15 protein-coding genes are annotated in these 16,105 nt (G+C 67.8%); 2 read left to right on the top strand and 13 right to left on the bottom strand.

What is annotated here, in order from left to right; translation table 11 throughout:
• Window positions 1-33: 33 nt before the first annotated feature.
• The 9 genes from ACNR9O_RS19965 to ACNR9O_RS19925 form a co-directional block, all read right to left on the bottom strand.
• The gene (locus tag ACNR9O_RS19965; protein WP_473685523.1) at window positions 34-1,086 is read right to left on the bottom strand and encodes an AAA family ATPase; all 1,053 of its coding nucleotides are present in this window, start codon (window positions 1,084-1,086) and stop codon (window positions 34-36) included.
• On the bottom strand, window positions 1,083-1,652 hold the full coding sequence (pnuC, locus tag ACNR9O_RS19960; RefSeq protein ID WP_473685525.1) for a nicotinamide riboside transporter PnuC: 570 nt from the start codon (window positions 1,650-1,652) through the stop codon (window positions 1,083-1,085). Before pnuC ends, ACNR9O_RS19965 begins: the two co-directional genes overlap by 4 nt.
• Window positions 1,649-2,998 carry an AMP-binding protein gene (locus tag ACNR9O_RS19955; protein WP_473685527.1) on the bottom strand — a complete coding sequence of 450 codons (1,350 nt, stop codon included), beginning with the start codon at window positions 2,996-2,998 and terminating at the stop codon, window positions 1,649-1,651. Before ACNR9O_RS19955 ends, pnuC begins: the two co-directional genes overlap by 4 nt.
• Window positions 2,995-3,582 (bottom strand): hypothetical protein, encoded by a 588-nt coding sequence (locus ACNR9O_RS19950; RefSeq protein ID WP_473685529.1) that lies wholly within the window; start codon window positions 3,580-3,582, stop codon window positions 2,995-2,997. The genes ACNR9O_RS19955 and ACNR9O_RS19950 overlap by 4 nt, the downstream gene beginning before the upstream one ends.
• The gene (locus ACNR9O_RS19945) at window positions 3,579-4,544 is read right to left on the bottom strand and encodes a radical SAM protein (protein WP_473685531.1); all 966 of its coding nucleotides are present in this window, start codon (window positions 4,542-4,544) and stop codon (window positions 3,579-3,581) included. The genes ACNR9O_RS19950 and ACNR9O_RS19945 overlap by 4 nt, the downstream gene beginning before the upstream one ends.
• Window positions 4,541-6,331 carry a vWA domain-containing protein gene (locus tag ACNR9O_RS19940; RefSeq protein ID WP_473685533.1) on the bottom strand — a complete coding sequence of 597 codons (1,791 nt, stop codon included), beginning with the start codon at window positions 6,329-6,331 and terminating at the stop codon, window positions 4,541-4,543. The genes ACNR9O_RS19945 and ACNR9O_RS19940 overlap by 4 nt, the downstream gene beginning before the upstream one ends.
• Entirely contained in the window at window positions 6,328-7,320 is a 993-nt protein-coding gene (locus tag ACNR9O_RS19935; protein WP_473685535.1) for a hypothetical protein, read from the bottom strand. Before ACNR9O_RS19935 ends, ACNR9O_RS19940 begins: the two co-directional genes overlap by 4 nt.
• A 1-nt stretch (window position 7,321) precedes the next feature.
• Window positions 7,322-8,902, bottom strand: a complete 1,581-nt coding sequence (locus ACNR9O_RS19930; RefSeq protein ID WP_473685537.1) for an AAA family ATPase — start codon at window positions 8,900-8,902, stop codon at window positions 7,322-7,324.
• Between the two features lie 118 nt (window positions 8,903-9,020).
• Window positions 9,021-10,196 (bottom strand): Vgb family protein, encoded by a 1,176-nt coding sequence (locus ACNR9O_RS19925; RefSeq protein WP_473685539.1) that lies wholly within the window; start codon window positions 10,194-10,196, stop codon window positions 9,021-9,023.
• Window positions 10,197-10,555: 359 nt separating this feature from the next.
• Here ACNR9O_RS19925 and ACNR9O_RS19920 point away from each other — a divergent pair, with 359 nt between their 5' ends.
• Window positions 10,556-12,109 carry a glycoside hydrolase family 30 protein gene (locus ACNR9O_RS19920; RefSeq protein WP_473700678.1) on the top strand — a complete coding sequence of 518 codons (1,554 nt, stop codon included), beginning with the start codon at window positions 10,556-10,558 and terminating at the stop codon, window positions 12,107-12,109.
• A gap of 93 nt (window positions 12,110-12,202) precedes the next feature.
• Here ACNR9O_RS19920 and ACNR9O_RS19915 read toward each other — a convergent pair whose 3' ends face one another.
• Both ACNR9O_RS19915 and ACNR9O_RS19910 read right to left on the bottom strand, forming a co-directional pair.
• Window positions 12,203-12,616 (bottom strand): VOC family protein, encoded by a 414-nt coding sequence (locus tag ACNR9O_RS19915; protein ID WP_473685543.1) that lies wholly within the window; start codon window positions 12,614-12,616, stop codon window positions 12,203-12,205.
• A gap of 235 nt (window positions 12,617-12,851) precedes the next feature.
• Window positions 12,852-13,736, bottom strand: coding sequence for a LysR family transcriptional regulator (locus ACNR9O_RS19910; RefSeq protein ID WP_473685545.1), 885 nt, complete (start codon window positions 13,734-13,736; stop codon window positions 12,852-12,854).
• 141 nt (window positions 13,737-13,877) lie between these two features.
• Between ACNR9O_RS19910 and ACNR9O_RS19905 the strand changes: the two genes are divergently transcribed.
• Window positions 13,878-14,651, top strand: a complete 774-nt coding sequence (locus ACNR9O_RS19905) for an SDR family NAD(P)-dependent oxidoreductase (protein WP_473685547.1) — start codon at window positions 13,878-13,880, stop codon at window positions 14,649-14,651.
• A gap of 111 nt (window positions 14,652-14,762) precedes the next feature.
• On the opposite strand, the gene ACNR9O_RS19900 is transcribed toward ACNR9O_RS19905, so the two are convergent.
• Window positions 14,763-15,140 carry a hypothetical protein gene (locus ACNR9O_RS19900; RefSeq protein ID WP_473685549.1) on the bottom strand — a complete coding sequence of 126 codons (378 nt, stop codon included), beginning with the start codon at window positions 15,138-15,140 and terminating at the stop codon, window positions 14,763-14,765.
• Between the two features lie 54 nt (window positions 15,141-15,194).
• The gene (locus ACNR9O_RS19895) at window positions 15,195-15,422 is read right to left on the bottom strand and encodes an Imm32 family immunity protein (protein WP_473685551.1); all 228 of its coding nucleotides are present in this window, start codon (window positions 15,420-15,422) and stop codon (window positions 15,195-15,197) included.
• Window positions 15,423-16,105 lie beyond the last annotated feature (683 nt).

Genomic DNA, 16,105 nt, shown 5'->3' with positions numbered 1-16,105 from the left:
GGGCGCCCCGCCAAGGGGTGCCCGGCGCGGCGGTCAGCCGGCGACGGGAGGCGCCAGTGCGTCCAGTGCGCCGTCCAGGCGCTCCTGCCATGCGCCGGTGAGCAGCCGATAGGGCACGCGCCGGGCGTCCAGCTCGCGCAAATACCACGCATGCTGCCATTGCCTGAAGGCCTCGTCGCGCCGCGTGCCGTCCTGCACGAACGGCGTGTCGGGCGCGCACAGCAGCACCTCGTCGTAGCGACGCTCGGCCAGCGTCTCCAGCGCCGGGTCGGCCTGGCCGAACATCGCCTGCGCGTAGAGCAGCGTGGTCAGCGGCGTCGTGTCGCAGATGAGGAAGCGGTGCGCCGCGGCGGCAAGCGCCTCTTCGCGGGCGACCTGCACCTGCGCGATGTGCAGCATGTCCTCATGCACGAGCTGGCCGTCCTTGCGCTCCCACAGCTCGCGGCCGTACTCGGCGGCGTGGCGCGTGCCCATGCGTTCGGCCAGCAGGATCGCCAGCGTGGATTTGCCGGTGGACTCGCCGCCGAGGATCGCCACGCGCCGGACGAAGTCGCGATAGACGACGGGGTCCAGGCGGTCGCGCAAGGCATGCACATCGGCGCGCACGGCCGTGCCCGAGACCGGCACCGCGACGCGACCGGCATCGACCGACACGTGCACGACGCCGGCGCCGCCATGCGCAGCCTGCGCGCGCCTCAGCGCCTGGGCGAAGCCCTCGCCGTAGCTCTCGCTGGTGAACACTGCGTCCACTTCGGCGCGCAGCACCTCGCGCAGCAGCCAGGCGACGAAGCCGCGGTGCTCGTCATCGGGCGCGTCGTTGTGCGGCAGGCGCGTCGTGGCCAGGCCGAGCGCGGCGCATTGGCCGGCCAGCCGCGCATCGTCCAATACCAGCCGCTCGGCATCCGGATACAGGTCGGCGAGCCAGCGCTCGCGCCGCGCCGGTTCGCAGCCGGGAAACTCCGGCTTGGTGTAGCTGATGACGACCAGCCGTTCGCATTCGCTTTGCGCACGATCGAGCAGGTACTGATGGCCGCGATGCAGCGGACAGAACTTGCCCACCACCAGGCCTGTGCCGAAACGCTTCATGCGACCGCTTGCTCGCGCCGGAACAGGCGCAGCCAATGGCGCCAGGCCACCAGCGCATTGACCCAGTACCCCGCGTAGAGCACGGCGGTCAGCATCAGGCCGCGCGAGGCGTACAGCGGCACGGCGATGGTGTTGACCAGCAGCCAGATCGGCCAGGTCTCGATCCGCCGCCGCATCAGCAGCAGCTGCGCGAGCACCGACAGCGCCAGCACGGCCGAGTCGGCGAAGGGCGCGTACGCATCGGTGAAGCGATGCAGCAGCGAGCCATAGGCGACGGCCGCCACGGCCGCGCCGACGCCGAACCAGGCGAGCAGGCGCGGCGCGGTCTGGCCGATCGGCAGCTCCGCGCGGTCGCCGTGCCGGCTCCAGAACCACCAGCCCACCACGCTGGCGCCGACGAAGAACACTTGCAGCAGCACGTCGGCGTACAGCCGGGTCTCCCAGAACAGCAGCGCGAACAGCGCGCAGCCGACGATGCCGGTCCACCAGGTATGCACGCTGTTGCGACCGGCCAGCAGGATCGATGCGGTGGCCAGCAGGTTGGCCGCGCCTTCCACCAAGGTCATGCGCCCGTGCCTCCGGGCAGGTCGGTCGTGTATTGCAGCACTTTGTCCTCGCCAGTCAGTTCGATGATGCGCACCGTGCGTCCTTGCAGCGCCGCGGAGACGCGCTCGGCCGCTTCGCGCGCATGGCTCATTTCGGTGGGCGGCAGGCCGACGCTCACCGCGCCATCGGCACCCTGGTGCACGGTGTAGCGCGACAGCGGCAGCGGTGCCAGCGCGTGGGTCAGGTCGATGTTGTTGATCCAGTGGCCGGTGCCGGTGAGAAAGCGCACGGGACGACGCCCGTGCAGCTTCGCGATGCCCGGCCCTTCGGGGGTATCCACCAGCACGCCCTGGTCGCCGGTGCGGTAGCGCAGCAGCGGCAGGCAGAAGTTGAAACCGCCGGTGAGAGCGATGTCGCCTGGCTGGCCCGCCGGCACCGGCTGGCCGTCGGTATCCAGGATTTCCACATACATGCGCGGCTGCAGCAGCACGAACGCATCGAAGCTTGCATCGTAGACGCCGAGCGGGCCTGCCTCGTTCATCGAGTAGACGTCGAGCACGGGGCAGCCGAAGCGGTCGCCCAAGGTGCGCCGCAGCGATGCCGACAAGGCCATCGATACCGAGATCAACGCGGCGGGCTGATGCGTCACCGGCAATTCCAGCAACGCGGCGAACGAGATCGGATCGCCCGCGATGACCTCCGGTCGCATCGCGTCGATATAGCGTGCGCGATCGGCGGGATCGCGCCAGTCGTCCGGATACAGGTTGATCTTGGCCAGACCCGATTCGTCCATGGTCGGCGTCACCGAGACATAGGTGAAGCACCGTCGCTGCATGCCCAGCAGCATCACGCCGACCTGCCCGCGACCATGGCGCAGTTCGACGCCCGCGCGCCGCAGCGCGCGCTTGTGGAAGGCGAGGTAGCGCCCGGCTACGAGCGGATGCGACGGCAGCACCAGCGGATGGCCGGTGGTGCCGGTGGTGCGGAAATTGATCATGCGGTCCAGCGGCACGTCATCCGGCACGAAGCGCGCGATATCGGCCGCGAGATCGCCGCGGTCGACGCTGGCGATGTCGTGGAAGGAGGCAGGCCGGCCAAGCTGCCGATAGTGCGGCACCTGCGCATGGACCTCGGCGACGAAGGCTCCCAGCCATGGCGGCGGCTGGCGCGTATGCCACTCGAAACGTGCGCAGGCGATCTCGCGCTCGTAGGCGCGCAAGGCTTCCACCTCGTCGGCGAGCAAGCGGTTGCCGCTCTGGTTGCGCAGCATCGGCGCGCTGGGATGCTCGCGCATGAAGCGCAGCATGGCCTGCCCCGCGTCGCTGAGCGTGGGATAGCGTTGCGCGTCGGTCGGTTCGCGGCTCACTCGCGCGTCCACTTGTCCGCCGACTCCTCGGCGGCCTTGCGCGCCAGCGCTTCGCGGATGGCGCGCGCGCGAGCTTCCGCTTCGCGGCTGGCGTCGAGCAGGCGGCGCCGTTCGACGCCGCTGACGCTGGCCAGGCGGTCCGCCGCCTGCGCCGCCGTTTCGCCATCGGGCGTCAGGCCGAGCCGTGCGATCGCGGTGCGCGCCAGTTCTTCGCGCCGTTCCGGCTCGTACACATAGCGCGAGGCTGCCGCTTCGGCGGCCAGTGCCGGCACCGTCTCAATGAACAATGGCGGCAAGGCGGCGGAGGTCATGCCGGTGTCGCGCCATGCCTCGTCGGCGAGCAGCCAGGCCAGCACGGCCGACAGCGTCAGCTGGTTGGCGGATACCGCGGTCAGCTCGCCAGACAGCGTGGCGAGCAAAGGCAGCGGCGCCTGGCCGTCGAGAGCGGCAAGCACGTCGTTGACCACGGCGGCGACACGCACCTGGCCTTCGCCGCCGCGCCACGGCGGCGCGAGGAAGTCCGGCGGCGTCTCCATCAGCCGCCGCAGCAGGCGTTCGAGCGAGGGAGCGGTGGGCATGCTCATGTTCCGAACTTGGCGAAGACCTGGGTGGAGGGGCAGTCCCGGCAGACTGCGGCGGGCGCGGCGCGGTGCCGTGCGGCGAGGCGCTCGCGCAGGGCGGCGATGTCGTGCGCGGTGCGCACTTCGCTCACCGTCAGGGGCTGATGGTCGACCGTGAAACTGCAGGGCGCGATGCGGCCATGCTCGTCGATGAAGAGGGTCGCTCGGCGCGATGCGCAATCGTCCACCGCGATGGCGCGACCGGCGGCGCTCGCTTCGAACCGCTCCAGGTAGGTGTCGCTGGCGCACAGGCGCACGCCGCGCCCGGCCAAGCGCGCGACGAGCGCCGGCAGCGTCGCGCGCAGCCAGGCCACGTCGACCGAACGAAGCGCCTGGGTCGCATGGAATTCGGGGCGGTCGCGGCCGCCGAGCTGGTTGAAAGTGATCTCGTCCACGCCCCACTCGGCCAGGCGTTCGCACAGCGCGGGGAAGGGGGCGAGCGTGTCGCGCATCAGCACGGTGTTGACGCGCAACCGCGGCGTGCCATGCGTGTCGCGCTGTGCGGCCAGGCGCGCGATGCCGCGCTCCAGCCGCTGCCAGCCGCCGGGCCAGCCGCGCAACTGTTCGTGCACTTCGCCTGGTGCGTCGATGCTGACGGTCACTTCGTCGAAGGCCGCGGCGACGGCTTCGGCGACGCCCGGGCGATGCAGCGTGCTGCCATTGGTGGTGACGCTCACGCGCAGGCCATGCCGCTCGCGCAGGTGCCGCGACAGCGCGAGCACACCCGGCCACAGCAAGGGCTCGCCGCCCAGCCAGCTGAGCAGGACATCCTCGCCGCTGGCGGCGCGGTAGTCGCCCAGCAGGTTGGCGAAGCGCTCGACTTCGGTCGTCTGCATCGCTTGCCGCGGCACGCGCAGGCGTCGGTCGTAGGCGCAGAAGCCGCAGGCGAGGTTGCAGGTGGTGATGACGCGCCACAGCACGATCATGCGGCGCCTCCGCTGCGATCGTAGTGGCGCCGGCTGAACTCGCGCGCGAAGGCGAGCAGGTCGGCCATGTCGCGCACCGCATGGATGTCCCAGCCGGCTTTGCCGGCGCGCAGCAGATCCGCCATCCACGGGCGATCCGCGGCGGCGATATGCGCTGGCAGCGGCGTGTACAGATTGAGCGCCATGGTGCCGCCGCCGCGCGCGCTGGCGAGCGCGCTCGCGGCGATGTCCCAGCCGCTTCCGCCGCGCTCGTCCTGGTCGAACATCGTGGTGATGCCGTCGTCGGAGATATGCAGGATGTGCACGGCGCGCTCGTACGGCCCGCGTCGCGCGTAGGTGTCGCGCAGGCGATGGATGGGGAAGGCCGTGGCGCCGCCGAAGAAGCCGGTCAGCACGCGCAGGATCGCGTCCTCCGCGCGCACGAAGCCATCCGTATGCAGCACCTGGTGCTTGCCGCTCCACAGCGTCACCTGCACGCGCGCGCCGGCACGCAGCGCCGACAGGGCAATCACCGCGCCGGCGAGCGCGAGGTAGGAGAGCTGCCGCTGCGGGTTCGGCATCGAGCCGGAGCTGTCGACGTACAGATCCAGGTCGATCGGTTCATCCGCCGGGTCCTGGCTGGGCGCTTCGCCATAGGTGCGCTGCACGGTGGTGAGGCCGGGGATCACGCGCGGCGATTGCAGCACGCTCTGCATCCAGTCCAGCGCATCCAGCGGATCGCCGGCTTCCCATGGCTCCAGGCCTTCCGGCAGCAGCTCGGTCACGCGCGGCTGCGGACGGGACGGGAAGCGGATCAGATGCGGCAGCGCGCGCTCGCGGTAATAGCGCACGGCGATGTCGTGATCGTCCAGGTCCAGGCCGGCCGCGCGCAGGATCTCGCCGTACTCGAACGGCTCGCGGGTCTGGCCGGTGGCCTGGCGGTTCGGCGGCGGCGCCAGGCCGCCATCGACCGACGGCGGCTCGGTCGGCGCTTCTTCGCCGGTGATGCGCGGATCGTTGGCCGGATGCATGGCCTGGTCCAGCTCGCCGTCTTCGATGCGCTCCAGCCCGACCGGCTGGCTGCCCTGCCCGGCATGGCGCGTATCCATCAGCGCGTCCACGCGCCAGTCGGTGACCGAGCGCAGCAAGTGCGGCAACAGCAGCGCGGCGAAGCGCGTGGCGCCATCCATCCATTCGCCCGCATAGACGCGCACCACGCGCGCGCCGAGCCAGGCGTCGCCGCGCAGCGCGGCATCGTTCACCGGCCCCCCGAGCGAACCGGGCTCCAGCTGCCAGAGTTGTTCGTAGATACCCATGTAGAGCATCCACACGGGCGAGGTTTCCTTGCTCGTGTCGCGTTCTTTCAGGCGGCGGTAAATGTCGGCCATGCGCAGGCCGCACTGGCGTTGCAGGCGGTCGTTGATGAGCAGGTCGGTGTAGAGGTTGGCCACCATTGGCGCGTGCGCTTCGAGCGTGGGCAGCGCATGGCGGATGCGCGCGAGCAGGCGCGCATGGTCGGTGGCGGTGGCCGGCGCGAGCACGTGATGACCGATCTCGTGCGCGAGGATTTCCTCGGCGTGATCGCCCAGTTCGAGGCGTTCGACTTCCTCCAGGTCGATCACCACGCGCTGGTCGGCCAGCCGGATCATGGCGAAGCTGCCGGCCAGGCCTTCGGCGGCTGCTTCCATGCGGCTTTCGCACAGGCGCGGATCGCGCAGCCGCGTGAAGCGGCTCCATGCCGCCAGGGCGGCGGGCCAGGCGGCCTGCCAGCGGTCCAGCGTCGGGACGATGGGCAGCAGATCGCTCACGCGCGGGCCGGCACGATGCGCACGTGATGCGACCACGGCGAGAAGAACGCGACGCTGTCGCCGCCGGCGACGGCTTTCATGCGCTCGCCCGGCACGGCGAAGGCGATCTCGCGGCCATGCACGCTGCCGCCGCGCGGCGTGATCGCTACGCCGGGCGCCTGCATGGCGCCGGCTTGCGCGAATTCGCCGGGAGACGCGGGCAGCACCACCGCGCCGAACGCGTCGGCCATCAGCAGGAAATGGCGGCCCGCGCTTTCCGCCACGAAATGGCCGGCGTCACCGCGCACCTCGGGCGGCACGGCGAAGGGGCCGTCCAGACCGCTGAAGCCGCCGACGGTCTGGCCCTGTGCATCCACGCCGCCGGTGGCCGGGTTCCACCAGCGATCGGTGCGGAGGCGTTCGTGCAGGTCGTGCCAGGGCGTGTCCGGCGCGCCGAGCGCGGCAGCGGCGAGCGCGGGATCGAGCTGCGCTGCTTGCGCCAGCGCCGGCTCGCGCAGGTGCGCCATGCCGGCGCGCCAGGCGCACAGTGCGCCGAGCGCGCGCAGGTCGTCCAGGTTGCGGCATCGTGGCGCGAGTTCGCGCATGTGCTCGATCCATGCATCCACGCGCACGCCACGCACGCTGCCGAGGCGCACGACGGCGTTGGCGAGCAGGCCGAGCGTCTCCGTCGGCGCCTGCGCGATGAACGGGGCCACCGCCGCCGCCAGCGCCTGCCAGGCGCGATCGACCCACGGCAGGCGTGCGGCGGGGCCGGCCAGCCCTTGTCCGACCAGGTTCAGGCCGATATCGAAGCCGGCTTCCACGACCGCGCCGGTGCTCAGCGGGTCGATGGCATCGACTGCCGCGCTTATCGCGTCGAGCGTGCCGGTGACGAACGCGCCGAACGCGGCCGTGTCCAGCGCGGGCTGGCGATGCCGGGCCTCGGCCACGCGCTGGTTGAGCAGCGCGCGGCGCGAAGCGAGCACGCCGGCGAGAGCGTCGGAGACCATCTCAGCGCGCCTGCTGCCAGTGCAGATAATTGGTGTAGCGCTGGTGCAGGTACTTGAGCTTGAGCAGGTCGTCGTAGAGATGCCCGTAGAGCTTGCGGCCCTTTACCCGTTCTTCGATCAGCCGCTCGATGCGCACCAGCCGCGAGCGCGTCTCGCGCTCGCTAAGCCCGTCCAGCCCGCGCGCGAACTCCGCCGACAGCGCGCCGACCGGATCGTCGCGATCGAGGTCCAGGCGGTCGTACTCCGCATTGGACGCATCGAACAACCAGCGCAGCCAGCTCAGACGATCGGTGCGGTAGGCGGCGTTCTCCGGCAGGGCGAAGAACGGTGCGTCCAGGTCCGGCTGCAACTTGTCGTTGAGCACGAACGGCAGGACGTGGCGCAGGTCGTCCAGCGCCACCGCCGCGTTGCCGCGGAAGTACGCCAGCGCCTTGGCGAACACCAGCAGCGTGGTGAGGTTGCGCACCGACAGGCCGTTGCGAGTCTGGCAGCCCAGATCCTTCATGCGGTCGCGGCCGGTATCCGCCGCGGTGGCCTGCGCCCAGTCGGCGCCGGCCAGGCGCACGGTGTCCTTGGTCAGGTATTCGAACTGCGCGCCGGCCGTTTCCATCATTTCGAACTGGCTGGCGAAAAACTCGAGGCGGCGGCGCACGTCGTGCGGTACCTCGACGGCGCGGATCTCCTCGCCCAGGCGATCGACTTCCGCCTCGGAAAAGATGATGTCGCGCGGCACCACTTCCTCCGGCCGGATGTTCTCCTCGACGCGCAGCAGCAGCTCGTCGAGAAAGCGCGGATTGAAGGCCAGCGCCTGCACCACCACGTCGATGCGGTCGCGCAGCGCCTCCACCACCTGGTAGGTGCCGCCGCCGCGGTCGTCGTTGGCGGTGAGATACCAGGCCGATTCCGGGCATTCGAAGACGTGGTTGAGGATCTCCGCGTAGTTGTCGCCCATCACCGTCAGCAGCGCGCTCTGCGTTCGCGTGGGGATGCGGTTGTACTCGTCGATGATCTTCACGCGCATGGCCAGCCATTTGCGCCAGGCGATGCGGATATCGCCCATGTCCTGCGCGGCGACCAGATCCGCCGGCAGAGGGTTGCCCAGCAGATCGGCGATGGTCATCTGCGGATGGCCGTGCTGCATGGCGCGACGCACCTCGCGCACGGGGTAGCCGGCGAGCACGCCCATCAGGATCGCGCTGGCCGTCTTGCCGCGCCCGGGGCCGCCGATGAACAGGCATTTGCGCCGCGCCGCGAAGGTCAGCAGCGGCAGCAGCACGTAGCTGGAATAGCTCTGCGCCGACGGCAGCGTCAGCGTGCGGCGCGTATCGCCCACCGCGAACGTGGCCGAGGGGCCGTCGTGGTACTCGATGTCGTAGTGCGGGCTGATGATCGCGTTGTTGACGATCCAGAAATACGCCTGGCGCAGCTTCTCGTCGAGGCGCACCGGGTGAGCTTCCGTGTCGGCGGCCGTGCGCACCGGGCCCTCGTACAGCTCGGCGACGTCGAACGTCCGTGGCGCCTGCTCGGCCTTGGGGTTGGTCGGCGCCTTGGAGACGCGCTGGAACAGATTGAACGGCGACACTCGATCCCTCGCTTCGCAGCCATTCGCGCCATTCTAGAACGCCCGGTCGCCAGCAGTAAGTCGCTGTCAACCGGGCGTTGGCAAGCGGCGCCGCCGGAAGCGGCGGCGCCGAGGTTCCTCAGTAGCGCGTATTCAGATAGCCGATCTTGGTCGTGACCGGCGCGAACACGCCCGCTTCGGTGAACCACAGCAGGCCCGAACGCTGATCCAGCGCGATGTTGTAGTAGCCGCTGTTGGCCGAGGGGATCGGGTACTCGGTGACCTTGGCGGTCTTGGGATCGAGTACGGCCAGGAAGCCGGCGTCTTCCTCGAACCACAGGCGGCCACGGCCGTCAGTGCGCATGTCCTCGGCTTCGGCATTGGCGGTCGGCAGCGGAAATTCGATCCAGCCCGGCGTCACCACCGGCTGTACGGTGCGGGTCGTGGCGGCCACCTGCGTGCGCGTGTCCGGGGTCCGTCCCGAGACGATGCGCTGCGAAGGGGCCGACTGGCCGGTCACCCACTGGCGACCGGGCTGCACGACGTCATCCGTGTGCGGCGCGGTGAGCGGATCGAGCAACGCCACCGCATTGGCGAAGTACTCGGAGACCCACACGGTGCCGTCGGCATTGGCGATCACGCCGGCGGGATTCCCGCCGAAGGTGGGCACCGGATAGGTGCTGATCACGTTGGTGCAGGGATTGAGGCGGCGCACTTTGTTGGTGCCCGCTTCGCCGGCGCCGTCGAAGTTGCGCTCGACGAACCAGACATTGCCCCACCTGTCGAGGCTCAACTGTTCGATGTTGTCGTCCGGATGTTCCAGCGTCACCTGCCATTCGGTGAAGGTGCCGTCGGGCGACAGCCGGCCCACGCCTGCGGTCTCGGTGAACCACTTGCTGCCGTCCGGCGCGATCTGGATGAAGAACGGCGAGGCGCCGGAGGGGATCGCGTACTCCACGATCTTGCCGGTAAGCGGATTCAGATGGCCGATGGCGTGCGTCTTGCTGTCGGTGAACCAGATGCCGTCGACGCCGGCTTTGACGATGAACGGCTGGCCGCCGTTCGGCACCGGATACTCGGCCGAGCTGCGATCCGGACGAAGCACGGCGAGCTTGCCCGCGGTGGTTTCGGCGTACCACACGCTGCCATCGAACGCGACGTCGACGCCTTGCGGCGAACTGGCCGGTGAGGGGGTGGCGATCTCGCCGACGGTGGCCTGCGCGGGCAGCGCATCGGTGGCCGAGGACGGTGCGCAGGCAACGAAAAGCGCCACGCCGAGGACAGCCGGCGCGGCCAGGTGTAACAGGTGTTTCATCACGATCTCCTTGTGATTGGGCAGATATGCCAATGCCACCGGCAAGGGGCCGCCGATGGCGCGCGGAAGCTAGCACAGGAGGGTGTCAATACAGGTGCATGGCCCCCGCCGATCGAGCCTTGCCCTGCGGCTAAGTGGATATGCATCACAGTCGATGCGCGCCCGGCGAATGCCGGTGCATGCTTTCCCGGCGCCGACGAGGTTCCGCCAGCCATGGCGGATCAAAACGTCGGGATGCGAAATTTTCGGTCATCCCGTCTTTATTCCGGAGGTAATTCCGGCGCATAGTTCGAGACGAGGGCCGGGGAGACGCGTGATCGAAGTGAGCTGCAACATGAGCAACAGGGTGTGTGCGCACCATGGATGAGCGGAGGCCGGAATCCCATCATCGGGTTGCCCTCATCTTCGTGGTACTGCTTGTCCTGTTCACCCTGGGCGCGCTGTATGCGCCGAGTTTCGAACAAACCCCGGTGGTATCGCGAGTCGCCACGTCGATGCAGCCGGCCATGCCGGCCGTCGAGGTCTGGCTGAGCACCGAGAACCGCCGGCTGCAGCTGGCCAGCCAGCCCGACATCGCGATGCACCTGCGCGAGCAGGAGGCGGCCGACGTCATCATCGACACGCACACCACCTATCAGAGCATGACCGGTTTCGGCGCGGCGCTGACCGACTCCTCGGCCTGGCTGCTGCAGAACAAGCTCAACGCCTTGCAGCGCGGCGCCTTGTTGCAGGAGCTGTTCGGCCCGCCGCCGAACCTCAATTTCCACATGATGCGCCTGACCATCGGCGCCTCGGATTTCTCATTGCAGCCGTACACCCTGGACGACGTGCCCCAGGGGCAGACCGACCCGGGCCTCGCGCATTTCAACGTCACGGCCAATCTGCAGGACGTGATCCCGGTGATGCGCGAGGTCATAGCCGTGCATCCGGGCTTGCTGGTCGTGGCCTCGCCGTGGAGCGCGCCGGCGTGGATGAAGACCAGCGAGAACCTGATCGGCGGCGAGCTGCTGGCGCAGTACGAAAGCGCATACGCCGACTATCTCGTCAAATACCTCGATACCTATCGCGGCTACGGCATCCCCATCTTCGCCCTGACCTTGCAGAACGAGCCCAGTTTCACGCCGATCACCTACCCCGGCATGGAGATGAGCGCGGAAACGCGGGCGCGCGTCATCGCGCAGTACCTCGGCCCGAAGCTGGCCAGCCGCAAACCGCGGACGCGCATCCTGGATTGGGACCACAACTGGAATCACCCCGAGCAACCGCTAGCCGTGCTGGGCGACCCGGCCGCGGCTCCCTATGTGGACGGCGTGGCCTGGCATTGCTACGAAGGCAGCCAGTACGCGCAGGGCGAAGTGCATCGCGCGTTCCCGAAGAAGGATGCTTACCTCACCGAGTGTTCCGGCGGCGACTGGGCCTCCGCGGCCAATGGCGAGCTGATCTGGTTCACGCGCAACCTGCTGGTGCTGGGCACGCGGCAATGGGCGCGCGGGGTGATCTATTGGAATCTCGCGCTGGACGAAAACCACGGGCCGCATTTCGGCGGCTGCGATCTGTGCAAGGGCGTGGTGACGATCGACTCGCAGACCGGCGCGGTCAGCCGCAACGACGAGTACTACGCACTCGCGCACTTCAGCAAGTTCGTGCTGCCGGGCGCGGTGCGCGTGAAGTCGACCGATACGGATGCCGATAAGGGCATCGCCAACGTGGCATTCCAGAACCGGACCGATGGCTCGGTCGTGCTGGTCATGGTGAACAGCCATACCAATGCACGTACCGTGTCGGTGGCCGAGGGGCAGACACGCTTCGAGTACACGATGCCGCCACGCAGCGTGGCGACCTTCGTGTGGAACTCGGACCTGGCCGGATCGTGGGTGCGGCGCGCGTTCCGGTGGTTGAACGGGACGCCGTAGGTCGGGGTGAGCCATAGGCGAACCCCGACACACCTGGCACGCGATCGCGCCACGTTGGGGTTCGCTGCGCTCACCCCAACCTACGCTTTACGCTCAGCCCTGCGGCGGAATCGCGCTGGGGTCCATCCACATGATTTCCCAGATGTGCCCGTCCAGATCCTCGAAGCTGCGCCCGAACATCACGCCGTACTCCTGCGTCGGCGTGGGATCGGCCTTGCCGCCGGCGGCGGTGGCCTTGTCGACCAGGGCGGAGACCTCGTCGCGGCTGCCCGCCGACAGGCACAGCAGCACCTGGGCATTGGCGTGCGCGTCGACGATCGGCTTGCTGGTGAACTGGCGCCATTTGTCGTGGGTCAGCAGCATCACGTAGATCGTCTCGGAGATCACCATGCAGGCTGCGGTGGCGTCGGTGAAATGCGGGTTGTTGGTGGCGCCGACCGCTTCGTAGAACGCCATGGATCGCTGCAGGTCCGTCACCGGCAGGTTGACGAAGATCATCTTGCTCATTGTCTGGGCCTTATGTGCGTATAAGCCACGGCTGGATTGCCGTGGCCTCTTGATGACGAGCGGGGAAAGAGAAAATCGACACGACCGGCGAGATCGGCCGGCGGCGATGCATCGAGTCTCGCCCGCGCGGCTCTCAAGCCACGAGATCGAAGCGTACGGCGGCTGGCGCGGCGATGCGGGTGCCAGGCGTCATGAGGTGCACGGCCGTGCGCCAACCGGCCCCCGATCGAAACGCTTAAGCCTTCATCGCATCGATGAGTGCCCTCAGCCCCGCCGACTGATGCTTGCGGCTGGGGAAATAGAGAAACAGGTTCTCTTCGGTACGGCACCAGTCTTCGAGGCAGTACCGCAGCCGCCCATCGGCGATGTAGGGCGCGGCGCGGTCCGACCACACATAAGCGAGCCCGACGCCCCGCGCCGCTGCCTCCACCATCAGCTCCTGGCTATCCACCGTCAGCGGACCGTCGACATCCACCTGGATGGTTTCGCCGCCCTTGGCGAATTCCCAGTGGAGCAGGCTGCCGCTGGGAAAGGCGTAGCGGATGCACGCGTGCTCCCTCAGGTCATGCGGAAGCCGGGGCGCGGGCCGCTGCTCGAAATAGCTCGGAGAGCCCACCACCGTGAAGCGGAATCGCGGCTTGATCCGCACCGCGATCATGTCCTGCGACAGGCGCTCGCCGAAGCGGATGCCCGCGTCGAAGCCGCCCTCCACGATGTCGACCAAGGCGTCCGTGGCGACGACTTCCAGCTTCAGTCCCGGATTCGCCGCCAGCAGCGCGGGCACCACGTCGCCGAGCACGTAAAGCGCGAGCGAGTTGGGCACGTTCAATCGAACCGTCCCGAATGGCGTGGCGCGGAACGAGTTCAATGCGTCGACGGCGGCACGCATGTCCGTCAAGGCGGGCTCGAGGCGGGAGAACAGCATGTCGCCCGCTTCCGTCAGCGAGACGCTGCGCGTGGTGCGATGAAACAGCCGGACGCCGACGCGCGCCTCCAGGTTCCGGATGGCGTGACTGACGGCGGAGGCGGTGGTGCCTCGCTCTGTCGCCGCCTGGCGGAAGCTGCGGTGCCTGGCGACGGCGGCGAAGACCGCGAGCTCGCTTAGCTCAGTGGGGTCCATTGGTGAATGTCACTCATCATCGTCGTAAATATTGCTTACTTTATCGTAGCAATGCGCATCGCCAGAATGCCGCCCAACGACAGGACACGGGCGGGCATGGGCCGGGTCCTTCGAACCCAACCCACTGATTCTGGAGATGATATGAACGCACATGTGGCAAATCCCTCGCTCGCCGGCAAAGTGGCGCTGGTCACCGGCGCCAGCTCCGGCATCGGCCGGGCTACCGCGCTCGAACTGGCTCGCCGTGGCGCCAAGCTGATCGTCAGCGCCCGCCGGAAAGCCGAGATCGATGCCCTGGCCGAGGAGATCCGGCGCGAAGGGCACGACGCCACCGCCGTGGTCGCCGACATCAACGTGGAGCAGGAGGTGATCGATCTGGTGGCGAAGGCCATCGCCTCCTGTGGCCGCCTCGACATCGCCTTCAACAACGCCGGCACCGAAGGCGAGTTCTCGCCCTTCGTGGAGCAGACCAACGAGGTGTACGACACCATCTTCAACGCCAACGTGCGCGGCGTGTTCTGGTCGATGAAGCACGAAGCCAAGGCCATGCTGGCGCAGAGCGGCGGCGTCATCATCAACAACGCGTCCATGGGCGGCATCATCGGCTTCGCGCATGCCGGCCTGTATATCGCCAGCAAGCACGCGGTGCTCGGCTTGACCAAGACCGCGTCGATCGAGTGGTTCAAGGAAGGCGTGCGTGTGAATGCGGTGAACCCCGGCATCATCGATACGCCATTCCAGGACCGCATCTGGCCGAGCAAGGAAGCGAAGGACGCCTTCGCCGCATCGACGGTCCCCGGCCGCGCCGGTTCGCCCGAAGAAGTAGCCAAGGTCGTCGCGTTCCTTGCCTCCGACGATGCGTCGTTCGTGTCGGGACACGGCCTGCTGGTGGATGGCGGCTACACCGTCGCCTGATTCAGCATCGTGGCCGGCGGCGCTGTCATGGCGCCGCTCGGCCAAGGGTCGGGTCAGAAGGATGTCGACGTAGTAGAGGCGATGGCCATGACGCCATGGCATGCCTCATGGTCACTGCTCAAGCCACGCGATCATGCCAATCACGGCAAGGATGATTGCGCTGGCGCCGATCGTCGCCAGCGTCACATTGCGCTCGAACCGATCCTTGCCGACGGCAACGCCGTTCTCCACATAAATCGGGATGGAGTAGCACTTGCATCCGGCATCTTCGCCAGGAAAAACGCGATGCACGCCTTCCTTGAGCCCCATGTCGAGGTCGAACCGCTGCCCGGCCCGATGCAAGTGGCGGCACGCATTATCCGGCGGCGACCACCAATGAGCCTCTTTCGCTCCTCGCCAGATCATGCCTCGCCGGAGAAACCAGGTCTCGCGCGTCGGCGGCGGGATGGGCGAAGGGTCGGGCAGGTAGAAGGGGTCGTTATCCGTCATGGGCGCAGCCTTCCTGGCGTATCCCGCGTGGGTAAAACGAGTCCGTCGCGCGAGTTACCCCTCGGCCTTCATCACGATGAGCTGCGGACTGTCTTGCAACCCTTCGACGCGATCCGCGAGATGGACGTGACCGAGCCCGGTCTGTTCCATGTCGTCAGCGATATGGGTAAGCACCTCGGCGATCGCGCGAAGCTCGTCCGGCGTGCACACCACGGTGACCTCGGAGAGCTTCAGGGGGCCTTGCGAGGTGGCGGCGTTGTCCGTGTAGCCGAAGAGCTTCATTCCGTGGGTCCCCTGGTGAATGCGGGGGCGGAGTGTAGCAGGGCGACGGGGATTGAGGCCGGATAATTTTTGCCGGAGACATGCTCCTGGGAAGCCTGCGTGCTTCTCGATGATCGAAGCGGTTTTCATGCAAGAAATGACTTGATCGTTTGCGTTAGCCGATCGGCCACGCTTGTCGGCCGCTTATGCACGAGGCATGTCTGCTCTCTCGCTTCTCGTCGCGACGCGCTGCATCCGGGTATAAACGTCGCAAGATTCTTCACATCCCTTTGATGCAGTCCCGGGCGATCCTAATCGCCTCAGCACAGCCGTAACGGCAGCGTGATCGGGCGCAGGGGAAGCGCTATTTCGACGATGGGACGGATCTTCTCCTTGGCGCGGAAGCGTCAAGTCTGCTCAGGAAAGAGCTCGTCAACTTACAGGGACAAGGATGATCGCCAAGCATGGTGCGCTTACCAACCCGCGGGTCGGGAACCTCACCAACCAACACTTCGTTCGCTACCTCCGCTTTCCTGCAGCGGGGAGGACGTGTCGTGTGTGATCGTTTCAATAGGCGGTACTGAAGCCAGTCTATTAAGACATCACATATGACGGTGGCCGTTTCGTGACGAACGAATCGCGGTAGTAGCGCGTAGTCGTGCAGAAGAAGTTCTGCGTCAGCAATAAAACTGAAAAAGCATTTG

It is taken from the genome of Dyella sp. CR10, from assembly GCF_055814425.1.
This window is presented reverse-complemented; position numbering and strand designations above follow the sequence as displayed.

Excerpts from the sequence above, each read along its gene's own strand:
- ACNR9O_RS19965 (WP_473685523.1), bottom strand. The coding sequence starts at position 1,086 with ATGAAGCGTTTCGGCACAGGCCTGGTGGTGGGCAAGTTCTGTCCGCTG.
- pnuC (WP_473685525.1), bottom strand. The coding sequence starts at position 1,652 with ATGACCTTGGTGGAAGGCGCGGCCAACCTGCTGGCCACCGCATCGATC.
- ACNR9O_RS19950 (WP_473685529.1), bottom strand. The coding sequence starts at position 3,582 with ATGAGCATGCCCACCGCTCCCTCGCTCGAACGCCTGCTGCGGCGGCTG.
- ACNR9O_RS19945 (WP_473685531.1), bottom strand. The coding sequence starts at position 4,544 with ATGATCGTGCTGTGGCGCGTCATCACCACCTGCAACCTCGCCTGCGGC.
- ACNR9O_RS19935 (WP_473685535.1), bottom strand. The coding sequence starts at position 7,320 with ATGGTCTCCGACGCTCTCGCCGGCGTGCTCGCTTCGCGCCGCGCGCTG.
- ACNR9O_RS19925 (WP_473685539.1), bottom strand. The coding sequence starts at position 10,196 with ATGAAACACCTGTTACACCTGGCCGCGCCGGCTGTCCTCGGCGTGGCG.
- ACNR9O_RS19920 (WP_473700678.1), top strand. The coding sequence starts at position 10,556 with ATGGATGAGCGGAGGCCGGAATCCCATCATCGGGTTGCCCTCATCTTC.
- ACNR9O_RS19915 (WP_473685543.1), bottom strand. The coding sequence starts at position 12,616 with ATGAGCAAGATGATCTTCGTCAACCTGCCGGTGACGGACCTGCAGCGA.
- ACNR9O_RS19910 (WP_473685545.1), bottom strand. The coding sequence starts at position 13,736 with ATGGACCCCACTGAGCTAAGCGAGCTCGCGGTCTTCGCCGCCGTCGCC.
- ACNR9O_RS19905 (WP_473685547.1), top strand. The coding sequence starts at position 13,878 with ATGAACGCACATGTGGCAAATCCCTCGCTCGCCGGCAAAGTGGCGCTG.
- ACNR9O_RS19900 (WP_473685549.1), bottom strand. The coding sequence starts at position 15,140 with ATGACGGATAACGACCCCTTCTACCTGCCCGACCCTTCGCCCATCCCG.
- ACNR9O_RS19895 (WP_473685551.1), bottom strand. The coding sequence starts at position 15,422 with ATGAAGCTCTTCGGCTACACGGACAACGCCGCCACCTCGCAAGGCCCC.